Below are 14,592 nucleotides of genomic sequence, written 5' to 3' on the forward strand. Positions count from 1 at the left end.
TATTACCCGAAACTTCAGAAACCTTTATCTACCTTGCTATGATCCGTATTATGGTGAGGCGGCTAGCATAAAATTTGACCCCTAAAAACTTTTCAAACACCCTCTTATACTCTGCAATTTATTCCTGTTTTACAAGCAGTTAATAAAGTACTTGCCAAAACACCATCAGAGCAAATAATTTGGCGTGTCTCTCGGTTGGCTGAAGCTCCTTTTGATTGGTATTTAGTAGGTTTTGCTTCAGCTTCTCTAGATGAACAACTCAAGTCAACAGCAATATATGGTTTTTTTCCCTTTCTTTTATTCCTTCGATCTTGGCGGGAAAGATTGCAAACTCGTTTGCTTACAGATACTCGCTTAGATACTCCTGCTCGTGCTGCTGCTGCTGGTTTTTGGTATCTACATGAAAAAGAACCAGTAAAAGCAACAGAAGCTTTTGCTGTAGTGCGTTCTCTTCTCTATGGCGAGGAAATGTATACTCTTGCTCAAACTCTTGCAGCACTTCACGAAGCTATAGAACCAGTCTCTATTGCTGCTGTGCAATTACCTACTTTCCCGCCAGAACCCCTTTTACGTCCAGTTACCTGGAATACAATTACAAGCCTGCGTCGAGTTGTTGAAGATGTCCAGTTTGTTAATCGCAGCGTATCTCGTTCAGCTAAGTCTTTGGCTCTCAATCGCGCTTTAGGTGAACTCACTAACATCCTAAATCAAGCCGAAATTTTGCCGCAAGCAGAACGTGGATTAATTGTAGATATCGCCCAAACTTGGAAAGAAAGTTTGTTACAAATCGCTGGTGAGGTGGGGGAAGTTACCATCACCAAGCCTGTGGTTAATCCTTATATAGTAGGTGACCCGGTTCAAGGTAATCTCTTTGTTGGGCGTGAAGATATCATTAGACGGTTAGAAGAACTTTGGGTGATGGGTCATCAACTCCAGTCTGTAGTTCTCTACGGTCACAGGCGTATGGGTAAGACTTCTATTTTAATTAACGCCGCTAGTTCTCTAGGGTCAGGAATACAGCTAATTTATGTCAATCTGTTGCGGTTGGGAGATAGTCCGCAAGGAGTTGGCGAGGTGCTAATGGCTATTACTGATGAAATTTCCCAAGCTGTTAATATTGCACCGCCAGCTGATGCAGATTTGCTCAATCTTCCCTACCGGACTTTTGAACGCTATTTGAAACAGGTAGAAGCACAGCTTAATTGTGGGTTAATCATCGCTTTAGATGAGTTCGAGAAAATTGAAGAAATAATTGAATTAGGAAGAATCCCCCAAGATTTTATGGGTTTTCTGCGGGGGTTGGTGCAAATGAGTTCTCAGGTTGCTTTTGCTTTTGCTGGGTTGCACACTTTGGAGGAAATGACAGCAGATTATTTTCAGCCTTTCTTTGCTAGTGTCATTCCCATTCATGTAAAATTTTTGACGGGTGCCGCTACTAGGCAAATTCTCGCTAACCCAGGTGAAGACTTTCTTCTTGACTATACCCCAGAAGCGTTAGCTGAAATTTATGCTTTAACATCTGGTCAACCTTATTTAGTGCAATTGCTGGGATTCCAGCTAGTGCGCGGCTACAATGATTTTGTGTTTGAGCAAGGACGTTCTCGCAATCCGGTGTTTACGGTGGAAGATGTCGCCGCAGTTATTAATGACACTGAGTTTTTTAAGCGGGGACGCTACTATTTTGATGGGGTTTGGGGTCAGGCGATGGGTGGTCAGCAGGCGATAATACAGGTACTTGCACCGCACCCAGAAGGGTTAAGTTTAGATGCTTTAGCTGAGTCTACGGCTTTGGGTAGGGAAGAGTTACAAGCGGCGCTTGGTGTTTTAATGCGTCATGATGTGGTGACGGAGAATGGGGGACGTTGGCGGATTATTGTAGAACTGTTTCGCCGTTGGGTTGTGCAAAATCATCCTTTGTTGGGGGGGTAAGAAACCCACATAAGGAAATCCGCACAAGGGCGGGGAAACCCCGCCCCTACAGAAATCTTAATTACTTATCTATCTCGTTTCCAGCCTCCGGCTGGAAATGCGTATTGCGAGGCTCTGCCTCGAAAGCTGATAAATTGAGGCAGCAGCCCACAGATTTTCGCTCCCACGCAGAGCATGGGAGCTAGATGAGTTCCTTGCGGTAACAGGGTTTCGCGTTAAGAAATCTTAATTACTTATTAGAATGCGGATTGGGATAAATTTGTAACGCGCTAATTGATTAGTTACGCAAAAAGTTTTTAGGCGTAGCTTGTGGTAGGCGTAGCTTGATGATTTCTTTAAATTAGGGACTCATTTTTAAATTTTGAGTCAACAAAAAGGCTGATTACTTTCTCGTTTAGATGTTTTAAGTAGGCAAAAAGCCATTTTACTTACTTAAAAAGCCATTTCATCTACTCAAAAAGCCTTATTGCTTTCTGGTTTTGGTGTTTTCCGCAAGCAAAAAGCCATTTCAACTACTCAAAAAGCTTTATTGCTTTCTCATTTCGGTGAATCACGCACTCATTTTAGTGTTTTCCGCAGGTAAAAAGTCTTATTGCTGACTCATTTCGGTAAATCGCGTAGTCATTTTGGTGTTTTGCGCAAGTTGTTGGGTTGATTAGTTGCTTAAAAAGTGCAATGTTGGATAACAAGCTGTATGGTAGCTAGGCTTTTTCGTTTTTTGCGATCGCACTAGCTCATACCAATTTAAAGAAACAATGCGACGGATGGTAGGGGCATGGCATTGCCATGCCCTCTAGAATATATTGATGTGCTACATAATCTATTTAAATTGGTATAAAAATAGCCTCTGTCTTAGCTTTGTCACCCGCCTTGGAATGAATTCTCAGGCTCATAGCCAAAGTAGGGGCGGGTTAAGCGAGATAGTCATGAATTATTGGAGCATATCTGTGAACCCGCCCCTACTAAAGTAGACTCAAGATTTTGCAAAGAAATTTAGTCATCTTGAGATGACTTTCACTATGAGCAAGGAACTTCAGTTCCTTGCGGGATAAAGCAATGAGAAAGACTATATTTAGCAACGCCCAAAATTTTAAATGAGCATTTCTATAACTTTAAGGTATGATCGCCTGTAATTCTCGCGATCGCGTCTTCACAAGTTCCTCAGATTTTTCACGTAATCTTTTTTATAGCCAAGGCAGGGTGACTACTATGGATACCAAGAGACTGGCGAAATTCCTCCGTTTTTTGCACGAAGATTTAGCAATTCCGGCTGATAGTTTGCAATTAGCGTTACGCCGTGCTGATTCTAATCCTAGCTTGTTACCGATGATTCTTTGGCAATATGGGCTGGTGAGTTTGAGCCAGCTAGATGAAATTTTTGATTGGTTAAATGCAGTGTTTTAGCTAATTTGCTATGACTACACAAAAACGAGTAGGAATTCTTACCAGTGGCGGTGATTGTCCGGGACTGAATACGGTGATTCGCGCTGTTGTCAGTCATGCAACTCTGACTTATGGCTGGGAAGTGGTGGGAATTTCTTATGCTACGAAGGGTTTGCAAGAAAAAACTACGGTTCCTCTGACTTTGCATGGGTTAGATTTGCGGGGAATCGATCCTTTGTTAAGTATGGGCGGAACGATTCTCGGTAGTATTAATAAGGGTGATACTCTGGCTCATGTGGATGAAATTATGGCAGGGTATCAAGCTTTAAAGCTGGATGCTTTGATAGGGATTGGTGGCGATGGCAGTTTAGGTATCCTCAGTCAATTGCAACATCAGGGAAATTGGCAGTTTATTGCGATTCCGAAGACGATTGATAATGATGTGGCGCTGACGGAACGAGTGGTAGGTTTTGATACGGCTGTCAATACGGTGGTGGATGCTCTTAATCGTCTCACATTTACGGCGGCAAGTCACGATCGCGTGATGATTGTGGAAGTGATGGGACGCACTGCGGGACATTTGGCGCTACATGCGGGGATTGCTGGCGGTGCGGATGTGATTTTAATCCCGGAAATTCCCTATACAATTAAGGATATTTGCGCCCATTTACAAGAATTGCGCGATCGCTGGGGACGCAGATTTGCTATTGTAGTGGTCGCGGAAGGTGCGCATATTCCGGATGATTCGCTTAATTATGCAGCTTGTAGCAAACCTTCCTGCGGAATTGGACAGTTAATTGCTGATGAATTGCGCAATTGTAGTCACGAAACTATAGATATTCGCGCTGCGGTTTTAGGACATATTCAACGGGGTGGGATTCCTTCGGCTTTGGATAGGTTGGTAGCTAGTGCTTTTGGCAAAGCTGCGGTAGATTTAATTGCTAGCGGTAAATCTGGTGAGATGGTAGCTTGGCAAAATGGCGAAGTTGTGGCTTTACCTTTGGAAGCAGTTTTAGCGAAAAGTCCGTCATTGGTAGATCCTCATAATTATCTCGTAGAAACAGCGCGATCGCTTGGGATATATGTGGGGAATTTACAGAAATAATTTAGGACTTAATAAGGGTAAAGGAAAAATAAACCGCAGAGGACACAGAGGACGCAGAGGAATAAGAGGTTTTGTGCGTAAGTCATATGAATTAGTGATTAATAATAATTCGCTATGATGCAGTTAATATTTATTTGATGAACCGCCAAGTACGCCAAGTACGCCAAGAGAAAAGAAGCAAGTATTCAGTGCCAGTTTACAGAGAATTGGTAGAACTAAGTAAGTAGGTGGAAATAAACATAATTATCTTACGAAACCTAGAAAATATTTAAACTTTTACCAATGACAAATGACAAATGACAAATGACAGTCCTCGCTAGTCATCTTTAATTGCGCAGACTTACTTATTGGCATATTTGAGAACTCGTTCCCATTCCCAACGCCATGCAGTTTCAACTACTAATTCTTTGCCGTTGGTGAATTTAATAAATTCTTGTCCGTTATCATAAAATACATCAGCTACTAGGCGATTTCGTAACTCGTCGCCCCACATTTTTGCAGCCGCATTCCACCACCTTTGTCCTGGAGATTGCAGCATAGGAAGTTCTAAATATTCATCACGCCAAGCTATAGGTTGCCATTGTTCTTGTAAGGCGCGAATTAAAATTGCATTGGGAAAGATTTCTCTTTGGTTTTCCTGCAACCACAGGACATATTCGATTGTGCGTCTAAAGGAATTTTCTAAGTTAGCATAACAATTTTCTAGGGCATCTTGAACTTCTTCTAAGGCAAAATTAACGCCAATTGCTACTAATGCTCTCTCGTATTGTTTAAATATTTCGTATTCAATTGAATCTACTTCCCAAAACCACACAATTAATTAAACTCCAAATTAATTAATTCTAATTAATTATATAGCAATACTAAATCATTTATAAATTTTCCAAACTCTCAGTTTTCCTCTTTTACTCTTGGCGTTCTTGGCGTCTTCTCTGCGAGACGCTGCGCGTTGGCGGAAGCCTCTCGCAGAGAAGGCGGTTCATTAAAAATATTTTCGCAACTCAGCAAAGTATTCTGGGCTTTGGTGCGTTGCGCTGCGCGACAACACACCCTACGTATTTGTTCAAAAATCTTTCCCCAGGGTAGGACGCAGAGAGAAGAGAAATTATTGAGCCTTTAGGCAGAGGTTTCGATAGCTGATATTGTTTACTCTGCAATAAATAAGGTGATTTTAAGTTGCCTAAAAAGTGAATTGGCAGTTTTTGATTGCCCAGGTTATAATTAAATCGGAAATTAACATGCGATCGAATCTAGTTTTCTTTTGGGTAAGCCTATCATTTGTATTAGTAGGCTTGATTATGCTACTTCTACAACCCTCAATCGATTTTCATGCAGCAATAAATTGAGGTGACTTATGAATTATGTTGTGGCAGTTTTACCAGATAGAATGCAAGCGGAAGCGGCTTATTCAGCTTTAGAAAAGGAAGGCTTACCAAATAACCAAATTGATATTTTGGGAAATGGTTATAAAAGTGCTGATGAATATGGCTTAATTCAACCAGAAAAACAAGCTATTAAAGGGGCAAAACGCCTAGTTTATTGGCTTATACCTTTAGGATTTCTCGCCGGTTATACGTTTAATTTATTAACAGAAATTGAAATATTTCCGGAATTTAATGCTTTTGGTAATCACATTATGGGTGGGCTTTTCGGCGCTATTGCTGGCGTTTTAGGGGCTTATTTTGTTGGTGGTACTGTCGGTTTAACTGAAGGTAGCGGCGATGCTCTACCTTATCGTAATCGTTTGAATGCAGGTAAATATTTGATTGTGGTTAAGGGTACGGCAGAATTAACGCGCCAAGCTACGCGCGTGTTGCGTCAATTTGAACCGGAAAATATTCAAGGTTATACAGAACCGACAGGGGCATAATAACAATTCAAAATTCAAAATTCAAAATTAAGAAAGCCAGATGCTAGGGGCATGGCAATGCCATGCCCTCTATGCTATATTGATGTGCCGCAAATATTATTTAAATTGGGATCACAAGGATTCCCAAATTTGCATCTGTTGCTGAATTTTAAAGAATTTGTATAATATCGATTCAAAAAATCAAAAATTTAAATTCGCCGCTTTGCAATGTGACGCACCCAGGCTTTGCGGAGTTCTTCTACTCCCAAAAGGATTGCCGCACAAGCGAGGACAATCAACCAATGCCAAGGTGCTAAGGAAGCGGTAGAAAATTAGAACTTTCCAAGAGAGAATTTTGAATTGTTTGTCCCCCTTCCCTTCCCTTGTCCTTTCATACATAGCGATTCACGTTTTCACACTCATCACATCTTCTATTAAACCGAAATTTTCTGCTTGCTTAAATGCTGCTTCTAAAGAAATGCCTTGCTTAGTAGAAATATACATTAAAACCATTGCGATCGCTCTTGCGGCACTATCACAATGAATCAATGCTGGTTTAGGCATTTCAGCTATTTTTTGCAGAACTTTGAGCGCAATTTGGGGATTAATTTCTGTGCATCTTGTAGGTAAATTTGCGTAGTGCAATCCTAGCAACTGAGTATAAAGTTGCTCGCCATCTTGAAAACCTTGTTCGTCAGGCGATCGCAAGTTCAAGACAGACTTATATCCCTGTTGGGCCAAGCTTTTTAACTCGTCAGGGGCAATTTGTCCTGCGATCGCCAATTCATCGTTAATTTTTTTAATTGTATTCATCCCTCCCTCCTCCCTGTGGTGAGCAATGAATTAAAGAATTAATGTTATGTTCGATAAATAAACTGTAATTAATCAAGATATTTTACCTTGTATAAACACAATTACATCATCATTTTTCTCACAATTACTGTTAATTAGTAAACTTGATGATGAAGTTTATTTATTAAATACATAACATTATTCTCAATTCAGCCACTAAAATTTAATAATCTTTGCTTTTGACAGCAGGATCGCCATCGTATGGTTGTAGTCCTGTGGCTGGGTAATTATCATCACTAGGGCTAAAAGCTCTAGTGGCAGCAATGGAAATAAATTGGATTATTTGTTGAAAAAAGTCACCAATTGCTTGGATAGCTTGCCGAATTTTAGTGATGGTAGACATAATATTTATCTCCTTAATCTTTGAAAAGTTTCTAGGCAATTAGACTTAGTAAAAAACTAAGCAAACATCTGATATAGGGCTATTTCAAAAGGAACAGTACGCGGTGTAAAATGTTCTGGTTTTCTACTTACACCATTCCACCAAACAGTTCCTAGCAGGAACATGAGCAGGAGTAGTACCAAACTGATGAGGACTTCATTGGGTTGAAAATCAGAATAATGTTGGGTTTTCATAGTTAGCTCCTGCACATTCTGTAACAATTCTTTTGCAATCAGCAAACCTTTACTAACTGCCAAATTGTAATTTTTGCTGCTAGCACAGGTTAACCAACCTCATCAGCAATACAACGATGTACGATCCCTTGCGGTTTTTGGTAGTCACCTGATGTTGCCTGTAATTTCAAGTTAAGGTAAAAATTTGAGGAAGTTGTGAGGGAAAAAAAGAATTAGCGAAGGGAGACCAGGCAGACAAGGGGGACAAACAATTCAAAAATAAATTACTATTCTCCCGTCAGGGTAAAATGACGATTATCATCAGCCATCGTCCCAGAGTGATTGAACGGGCAGATTGGGTAATTCTCCTAGAGAAAGGTGAACTCAAGCTTCAAGGAACAGTGAATGAGTTACGCGCACAGGATGGAGAACATCTGAGCTTTCTCATGCCATAATCAAACGCTTTGTGTTATAATTTTTTCGTTATAGCTTAAGTAGATACGTAAAAAGTTCAATCATCATAGATAATTAGGAATTAAAAATGCCAAATTATCGTGATTACTATTTGATATATTTTCTTTATCAAGAATAAAAAATCATTGAGATTCTTCGTAAATATTTTTGTTATCAGTGGAACAAATCAGTCAATAATCTAGTCGGCATCACTAACGGCTAATTAATAGCCATAATTGTTTAGCTACAATCCATCTACCTCCATCTAACTCAAAAATCTTAGTTTTTTCGTTAGTGCTTAGACCAAATTATCTATATCCAGAAACACAAAATTTTGCGATCGCTTATAGCTAATTCCTATAGCAATCTCAAATTATTTGTGAAATTTTAACATGTAGATTTGTTAACTGTTGACTATTGAATGTCAACAGTCAAAACTGCTATTTTTCACCACTGAACTAGGATAACTATAGTTGTGAAATAAGTTAAAGATTAGACTCTGTATAGCACTATCAAAAATGCTGAAAAAAAAGATAAAGTTCTCTAATTTTTACCTTAGCGAACATTATCTAACTTTTGTAGGATGGGCAAGATACCTAGCTAATTATATAAGTTAAATATGAAAAATTTGCTCAAAATCTTCACTGAAGATGACGAATTATTATGAAATATAGAAACTTTGGCTCTACCGACCTTGTAGTTTCGGAAATGGGAATCGGAGGGTCGCACTTTGGCTCAATGATTAATCAACAAAGTCCTCAGGAAATTATCAGAACTTTGTCAAAGTCTCTTGATAGCGGGATTAATTTTTACGATATTGCAGATATTTATGGTCAGGGAGAAAGCGAAAGGCTGGTAGGTAAAACTTTTAAAAATAAACGAGATCGAGTAATTTATGCCAGCAAAGCCGGATTTTGTTTATCAAATACTGGTAATATCATTGCAAAATTTAAACCTTTTCTCAAGCCAATTGTCCGTTTAGTCAAACCCATAAAACAGCCACTTTTACAAGCTAGATCTGCTCAATTAAAACAGGATTTTTCTGCTACATACCTGATCGGTGCTGTAGAAGCGAGTTTAAAAAGATTGCAGACTGATTACTTAGATATTTTTCAATTACACGAACCTCCCCTATCGGTGATTAGAGAGGGTGAGGTATTTGAGACATTAGAAAAACTCAAATATCAAGGTAAAATTCGCTACTATGGTATCGCTTGCAAAAATGTAGAAGATGCTTTAGTTTGTTTAAATTATCCTGGGTGTTCGTCGCTACAAATAGAAATTAATTTACTCAATCAAAGTGCTGTTGATAAAGTATTCCCTTTGCTCGAAAAAGATAATGTAGGGATAATTGCAAGACAAGCTTTTGCTTCCGGGAAACTGTTTAAGATAATCCAAAACCCCGAATTATTTCCGGAAGTCACTGAAGATATCAAGGTGCATCATACTGTCCAACAACTGCAAGAACTGGTTAAGCAAAAAGGAAACGAGGCGATCGCTCAAATTGCGATTCAATTTGTTTTACAATTTGCACCCGTGTCTGTAGTTGTTGTTGGTACTCGAAATCGTCAACATTTAGCAAACAATTTAGCGGCTTTTTCTTCACCAATTCTGACTCAAGAAGAAATAGCTGCTTTGGTATTGAGATTGTAGCTAGTTCATCTCGATTGAGGTTAATCAAATAATGATTATTGATGCACGTAGTATTACAGAGAATGAAACTCTGGATTGTGATATCTGCATTGTTGGTGCTGGTGCTGCAGGTATCACCTTAGCTCAGGAATTTCTGAACCAAGATGTAAAAGTTCTGTTACTAGAAAGTGGAGGAATTAAATACAATGCAAATCTTGATATTTTAAATCAAGGAGAAGTAGATCTCTCTACTCATAGTTCTTTAGAAGAAAATCGCCGGCGACAGTTAGGAGGAGCAACAACAGTTTGGGGCGGGAGATCTGTACCATTTGATGCATCTGATTTTGAATACAAATGTCATGTCCCTTACAGTGGTTGGCCGATTACAAAAAAGGATTTAGATCCTTATTATGAACTGGCACATAAATATTGTGAATTAGGAGCTTACAATTATACTGTTGATGGGGCAAAATCAATAGTTGCTGGTTTAAACTCAGCCGATATTTCAACTGAGCAAATATATTTATTTAGTCCCCCGACAAATTTTGGTAAGCGCTACTTAAATGTTTTAAAAAATGCGCCGAATATCACTTTGCTGTTAAATGCAAATTGTCTGAAAATTGCTACTGACGCCACAGGTAACAGCGTTGATTATTTAGATGTTGCTTCCTTAAGAAAAAATAAGTTTCGGGTACGGGCAAAACAATATGTGCTAGCAACTGGAGGGCTAGAAGTTACTCGATTATTACTAGTATCTAATGATGTGCATAAACAAGGCCTTGGCAATCGCTTTAATCATTTAGGGCGATATTATATGGGACATATCAATAGCTATATCAAAATTCAGTTTGCAGAAAAAGTACCAGTTATCTGGGATTATCAACGCTTTCCAGATGGGCTTTATTATCAACATTCAATTGCTATTCGGGAAGAGAAACGCCAAGAATATGGACTATTAAATCAACGTTTTTTTGTTGAGCGTCCCAACTTTAGAGATCCTAGCCATCAAAGTGGCATACTTTCGGCGACTTATTTAACTAAATCTCTGATCAAAAAACAAAAAATCTCTCAAGATTTATCAGAGCATCTGAAAAATATTATTTTTGACCCACAAGGAATGCTAGGTTTTTCTTATAAATGGATTACTCAAAGAATTTTGAGCCAAAAGAAATTACCTTCTGTAATTATAGAAAATAAATCTAAGCTGTATACATTCCGCATCGATAGCGAGCAGATACCAAACCCCAATAGTCTTGTAAGTTTAAGCGAAAGCAAGGATATTTTTGGAATTAATCAACTCAAAGTTGATTGGCGTTGTAGCGAATTGGATATTTTCAGCGTAGAGAAATCAGTGGAAATTCTCAAACAAACGTTAGAAAATACTGGTTCAGGAAAGGTTCTCCCTGGAATTATCACATCACCACCGCCACAAGCAGGACATCATTTAGGGACGACGAGAATGTCAAGCACGCCACAAACTGGTGTTGTAGATGCAAATTGCAAAGTCCATGATGTGAGTAATTTATATATTGCTAGTAGTTCTGTGTTTACAACTTCTAGTTATGCAAATCCTACTCTCACAGTTGTGGCGTTAGCAGTTAGACTTGCCGATCATATTAAGCGATTTTACGGTAAGTAAGGGTTAATGGTCATTTGTCATTTGTCATTTGGTATTTTATAGGTGCGTTAGCTACTGTGTAATGCACCTAATTTTTGAGATAAAATCCTCACAAGTTCCTCAAATTTACGGTTTAGTATGAAATTGCCTTTGTATTGGAGGCAATATGACAATTAACTATATCTTTCATTTAATTGCAGTTAGTTTGCTGGCGATACTCAGCATTTGTATATTCATTGCGATCGCTATCCGCATCAAAGCCGATCGCGAAATTGAGCAAATTTGGCGATCGCTCTTAGTCATTTCCAGCGAAAATCGGTTTACTGCGGATATGGTTGCAAATTTACCCGCACCAGTACAGCGTTACTTTCTCCATGCGATCGCACCAGGAACTCTCCTAGCTACTGCTGTCAGCTTAAAAATGAGCGGTATTTTTAGAATGGCACAGGATAAACCCTGGATACCGATGCAAGCTACAGAAATCATCGCTTTACTCCAAGGATTTGTCTGGAAACCAATTATCGGGAGAGGTTTATTCACATTTGCGGGTGCTGATTACTATGCAAATCAATCGGGACGAATGCGCTTTTTTCTTTGGGGGTTAATTCCCATCGTTAACGCCCACAATGCTGATATTAATCGCTCTAGTATTGGGCGATTCGTGGCTGAATTAATTTGGTTACCTTCAGCTTTACTACCGCAAAATGGTGTAACTTGGCAAGCAATTGATGACAATACTATCCAAGCTAATCTGAAAATGGATGGCGAACCTATCACCCTGACAATGACGATAGACGCTGCGGGTAAACTATTGAAATTATCTTTGCTACGCTGGGGAGAATACACAGAAAATGGTGACTTTGATTACATACCTTTTGGAGGAGAAATCGCCGCTGAAAAAACATTTGGTGGCTGGACAATTCCCTATCAAATGAGTGTGGGCTGGTGGTTTGATACCAATCGTTACTCTGAGTTTTTCTGTGCCACCATCGAGCAAGCTGAGTTTTGTTAAGCTCATCCCACCCCTAGAAGGGGCGGGATTTCGCGTCAGTAGTCAGTTGTTTTCTTTACCACTGGCCACTGACCAAGAACGCGGCGGGGGGGAGCAACCTCGCTACCCCTTGAAGGCACAGGCTTTCCGCCGCCTTTGGTGAATTAAAGTTTCGCAATCGTTTCTTAATTTCACAACTATTAAAATTAAATTATAAAGTTTAAATTAGATTATTTCCGACTAAAATTAAGCTTTTTGTCCGTTAAATCAACGATTTGAATAAATTTACGAAAATTAATCACTTTTCGTCTTCACAAGTTTCTCAAAGTTTTAGTTTATAAATAAAGAGGGTATTCCAGAAGCTAAAGACGAGTTCAGATTAAGGTTGGAAGCCATGTCTGTCAAAACTCTAATAATTAATGACCAACTCATTAGCGCTAGGGAAGAGGAAACTATTCTTGAAGCGGTAACAGAGGCGGGTATTAACATACATACCCTGTGTCATTTAAACGGAGTATCAGATGTTGGCGCTTGTCGTCTTTGCTTAGTAGAAATTGGTGGCACTAATAAACTTCTACCTGCTTGTGTGACTAAAGTAGGAGAAGGAATTGAAATAAGAACCGATAGCGATCGCTTGCAAAAATATCGGCGGACAATTGTCGAAATGCTATTTGCAGAAGACAAGGTTCAACCGTCGGTGAAATGAAACACGATCGCTAAAAACTTGATTTTCTCGTCAATGCGCGCGAGAAAAAGCAATGAAATTTTTAGAGACGGGAGATAGTTGACTGTTGACTGTTGACTGTGGCTATTAAGCTTGTCAAAGTGTTGACGCTTAAAAACTGACAATCATAAAGACGTGATTAATCGCGTCTAATAACTGACAACTGACAACTAACAAATGAGGAATTATGATGTCTCGTTTGAAATTAGCAACGGTGTGGCTAGGTGGGTGTTCTGGCTGTCACATGTCTTTTCTCGATTTAGATGAATGGCTGAGTAATTTAGCACAGCAAGTAGATATAGTTTACACTCCCTTAGCTGATATTAAAGAATATCCCCAAGGGGTAGATGTGGTATTAGTTGAAGGTGCGATCGCTAACGAAGAACATATAAAAATAGTACGCATGGTAAGAGAGCGATCGCAAATTTTAGTTTCCTTTGGTGACTGTGCTGTTACAGGTAATGTTACTGCATTACGTAATCCTTTAGGTAATGCTGAATCTGTACTGCAACGTTGCTATATTGACGCTGCTGATATCTACGATAAAATTCCCCAAGCACCAGGTATTGTCCCACGATTATTAAATCGAGTCCAGCCAGTGCATCAAGTCGTACCAGTTGATATTTATTTACTCGGTTGTCCGCCTTCAGCAATGCGAATTCGTGCTGTATTAGAACCAATGTTAACAGGTAAAAAACCGCAATTAAAAGGGCGATATTTTCTTAAATTTGGGTAATTTAGTAATAGTCATTTGTCATGTATCAGGGATGCAATTAATCTGAAGAATTTGTGTTAGTTTTTGGCTGTTATTTTTGGATTTTGAAATAGAAATATTTAATCAATAAATATGGCATAAAACATTATTGACACTGTGACGCGGATTGAATGACATGCCAAAATCTCGATTTATTTGGATGATAATTGGCAAGTGAGCGATGCGCGGTTTCATGTAAGTGAATTTCGCGGATTTAAGGATTAGCGCTGAAATTAAGTTTATAATTGCCTACAAGCCTTAATTTTAAAGTTAATCTTGATAGTTGATTAAAATTTCAGCACAACACATACTGAGAAAATAAATTTATTGAGATAGTTTATATTATATTTTTATAATAATAGGACTTACGCAAAATCATGAAAAAACGAACCGCGAAGTCGCAAAGAACACGAAGTAAAGAGGGTTTGGGAGAGTTATCGCATAAGCCCTAAATAAAAAAGATAAAGCTATTTGTCCTTAACCGATAAAGTCAAAAATGTTTCTATGACTATCAAAGAAATCCTGCTCCAAGAAATTGAATCATCTTCCGAATCGCTTCTAGAACAAATTCTTGATTTTCTCCGTTTTTTAAAAAACAAGCAATTAGCAGTTAAAGAAAATACACAAACTCCACAAATTAATCTGGAAACAGCAAGTTCCAATACCTTAAATCAACCAGAAGCAGCATTAGCAGATAGTTCTCAATAGCGGACATATAGCCGATCCATGATCGCTGTTAGCCCTGAC

Annotated in this window: 14 protein-coding genes and 2 pseudogenes; 12 read left to right on the forward strand and 4 right to left on the reverse strand. The window is 38.9% G+C overall.

Going from position 1 to position 14,592, the window contains the following annotated elements; translation table 11 throughout:
- Positions 1-195 precede the first annotated feature (195 nt).
- From H6G08_RS37730 to H6G08_RS26230, 3 genes are all read left to right on the forward strand, one after another.
- Positions 196-1,929, forward strand: a complete 1,734-nt coding sequence (locus H6G08_RS37730) for an ATP-binding protein (RefSeq protein ID WP_190548391.1) — start codon at positions 196-198, stop codon at positions 1,927-1,929.
- A 1,209-nt stretch (positions 1,930-3,138) separates the two neighbouring features.
- Positions 3,139-3,333: a DUF2949 domain-containing protein gene (locus H6G08_RS26225; protein WP_190548393.1), complete on the forward strand. Its 195-nt coding sequence runs from the start codon at positions 3,139-3,141 to the stop codon at positions 3,331-3,333.
- Between the two features lie 10 nt (positions 3,334-3,343).
- Complete coding sequence (locus H6G08_RS26230) at positions 3,344-4,417, forward strand: ATP-dependent 6-phosphofructokinase (protein ID WP_190548395.1); 1,074 nt, start codon at positions 3,344-3,346, stop codon at positions 4,415-4,417.
- Between the two features lie 340 nt (positions 4,418-4,757).
- On the opposite strand, the gene H6G08_RS26235 is transcribed toward H6G08_RS26230, so the two are convergent.
- Positions 4,758-5,231, reverse strand: a complete 474-nt coding sequence (locus H6G08_RS26235) for a hypothetical protein (RefSeq protein ID WP_190548397.1) — start codon at positions 5,229-5,231, stop codon at positions 4,758-4,760.
- A gap of 540 nt (positions 5,232-5,771) precedes the next feature.
- Here H6G08_RS26235 and H6G08_RS26240 point away from each other — a divergent pair.
- Positions 5,772-6,287, forward strand: a complete 516-nt coding sequence (locus H6G08_RS26240) for a hypothetical protein (protein ID WP_190548399.1) — start codon at positions 5,772-5,774, stop codon at positions 6,285-6,287.
- Positions 6,288-6,671: 384 nt separating this feature from the next.
- Here the strand turns inward: H6G08_RS26240 and H6G08_RS26245 are convergent, their stop codons facing one another.
- From H6G08_RS26245 to H6G08_RS26255, 3 genes are all read right to left on the reverse strand, one after another.
- On the reverse strand, positions 6,672-7,079 hold the full coding sequence (locus H6G08_RS26245) for a protein tyrosine phosphatase family protein (protein ID WP_190548401.1): 408 nt from the start codon (positions 7,077-7,079) through the stop codon (positions 6,672-6,674).
- A 202-nt stretch (positions 7,080-7,281) separates the two neighbouring features.
- Complete coding sequence (locus H6G08_RS26250; RefSeq protein WP_190548402.1) at positions 7,282-7,461, reverse strand: hypothetical protein; 180 nt, start codon at positions 7,459-7,461, stop codon at positions 7,282-7,284.
- Positions 7,462-7,517: 56 nt separating this feature from the next.
- Positions 7,518-7,694: a hypothetical protein gene (locus H6G08_RS26255; protein WP_190548404.1), complete on the reverse strand. Its 177-nt coding sequence runs from the start codon at positions 7,692-7,694 to the stop codon at positions 7,518-7,520.
- Between the two features lie 287 nt (positions 7,695-7,981).
- Here H6G08_RS26255 and H6G08_RS26260 point away from each other — a divergent pair, with 287 nt between their 5' ends.
- The 8 genes and pseudogenes from H6G08_RS26260 (at position 7,982) to H6G08_RS26290 (ending at position 14,553) form a co-directional block, all read left to right on the forward strand.
- Positions 7,982-8,128: a hypothetical protein gene (locus H6G08_RS26260; RefSeq protein WP_190548406.1), complete on the forward strand. Its 147-nt coding sequence runs from the start codon at positions 7,982-7,984 to the stop codon at positions 8,126-8,128.
- Between the two features lie 661 nt (positions 8,129-8,789).
- Positions 8,790-9,779: an aldo/keto reductase gene (locus tag H6G08_RS26265; RefSeq protein ID WP_190548408.1), complete on the forward strand. Its 990-nt coding sequence runs from the start codon at positions 8,790-8,792 to the stop codon at positions 9,777-9,779.
- 31 nt (positions 9,780-9,810) lie between these two features.
- Positions 9,811-11,397 (forward strand): GMC oxidoreductase, encoded by a 1,587-nt coding sequence (locus H6G08_RS26270; protein ID WP_190548410.1) that lies wholly within the window; start codon positions 9,811-9,813, stop codon positions 11,395-11,397.
- 145 nt (positions 11,398-11,542) lie between these two features.
- A complete protein-coding gene (locus H6G08_RS26275; RefSeq protein WP_199322754.1) occupies positions 11,543-12,388 on the forward strand; it encodes a DUF6920 family protein in 846 nt (281 codons plus the stop codon).
- Between the two features lie 373 nt (positions 12,389-12,761).
- Positions 12,762-13,046: pseudogene (locus tag H6G08_RS26280) on the forward strand (2Fe-2S iron-sulfur cluster-binding protein); the annotation flags it as partial.
- Between the two features lie 235 nt (positions 13,047-13,281).
- Positions 13,282-13,827, forward strand: coding sequence for an NADH-quinone oxidoreductase subunit B family protein (locus H6G08_RS26285; protein WP_190548497.1), 546 nt, complete (start codon positions 13,282-13,284; stop codon positions 13,825-13,827).
- A 123-nt stretch (positions 13,828-13,950) separates the two neighbouring features.
- Positions 13,951-14,064 (forward strand): annotated as a pseudogene (locus tag H6G08_RS38850) (hypothetical protein); the annotation flags it as partial.
- Between the two features lie 285 nt (positions 14,065-14,349).
- Complete coding sequence (locus tag H6G08_RS26290) at positions 14,350-14,553, forward strand: DUF2281 domain-containing protein (protein ID WP_190548412.1); 204 nt, start codon at positions 14,350-14,352, stop codon at positions 14,551-14,553.
- Positions 14,554-14,592 lie beyond the last annotated feature (39 nt).

The organism is Calothrix anomala FACHB-343, assembly GCF_014696435.1.
Lineage (GTDB): Bacteria > Cyanobacteriota > Cyanobacteriia > Cyanobacteriales > Nostocaceae > Aulosira > Aulosira anomala_A.

Coding starts and splice junctions, on each gene's coding strand:
- H6G08_RS26285 (WP_190548497.1), top strand. CDS start 13,282: ATGTCTCGTTTGAAATTAGCAACGGTGTGGCTAGGTGGGTGTTCTGGC.
- H6G08_RS26265 (WP_190548408.1), top strand. CDS start 8,790: ATGAAATATAGAAACTTTGGCTCTACCGACCTTGTAGTTTCGGAAATG.
- H6G08_RS26270 (WP_190548410.1), top strand. CDS start 9,811: ATGATTATTGATGCACGTAGTATTACAGAGAATGAAACTCTGGATTGT.
- H6G08_RS26250 (WP_190548402.1), bottom strand. CDS start 7,461: ATGTCTACCATCACTAAAATTCGGCAAGCTATCCAAGCAATTGGTGAC.
- H6G08_RS26290 (WP_190548412.1), top strand. CDS start 14,350: ATGACTATCAAAGAAATCCTGCTCCAAGAAATTGAATCATCTTCCGAA.
- H6G08_RS26225 (WP_190548393.1), top strand. CDS start 3,139: ATGGATACCAAGAGACTGGCGAAATTCCTCCGTTTTTTGCACGAAGAT.
- H6G08_RS26255 (WP_190548404.1), bottom strand. CDS start 7,694: ATGAAAACCCAACATTATTCTGATTTTCAACCCAATGAAGTCCTCATC.
- H6G08_RS26245 (WP_190548401.1), bottom strand. CDS start 7,079: ATGAATACAATTAAAAAAATTAACGATGAATTGGCGATCGCAGGACAA.
- H6G08_RS26240 (WP_190548399.1), top strand. CDS start 5,772: ATGAATTATGTTGTGGCAGTTTTACCAGATAGAATGCAAGCGGAAGCG.
- H6G08_RS26275 (WP_199322754.1), top strand. CDS start 11,543: ATGACAATTAACTATATCTTTCATTTAATTGCAGTTAGTTTGCTGGCG.
- H6G08_RS26260 (WP_190548406.1), top strand. CDS start 7,982: ATGACGATTATCATCAGCCATCGTCCCAGAGTGATTGAACGGGCAGAT.
- H6G08_RS26230 (WP_190548395.1), top strand. CDS start 3,344: ATGACTACACAAAAACGAGTAGGAATTCTTACCAGTGGCGGTGATTGT.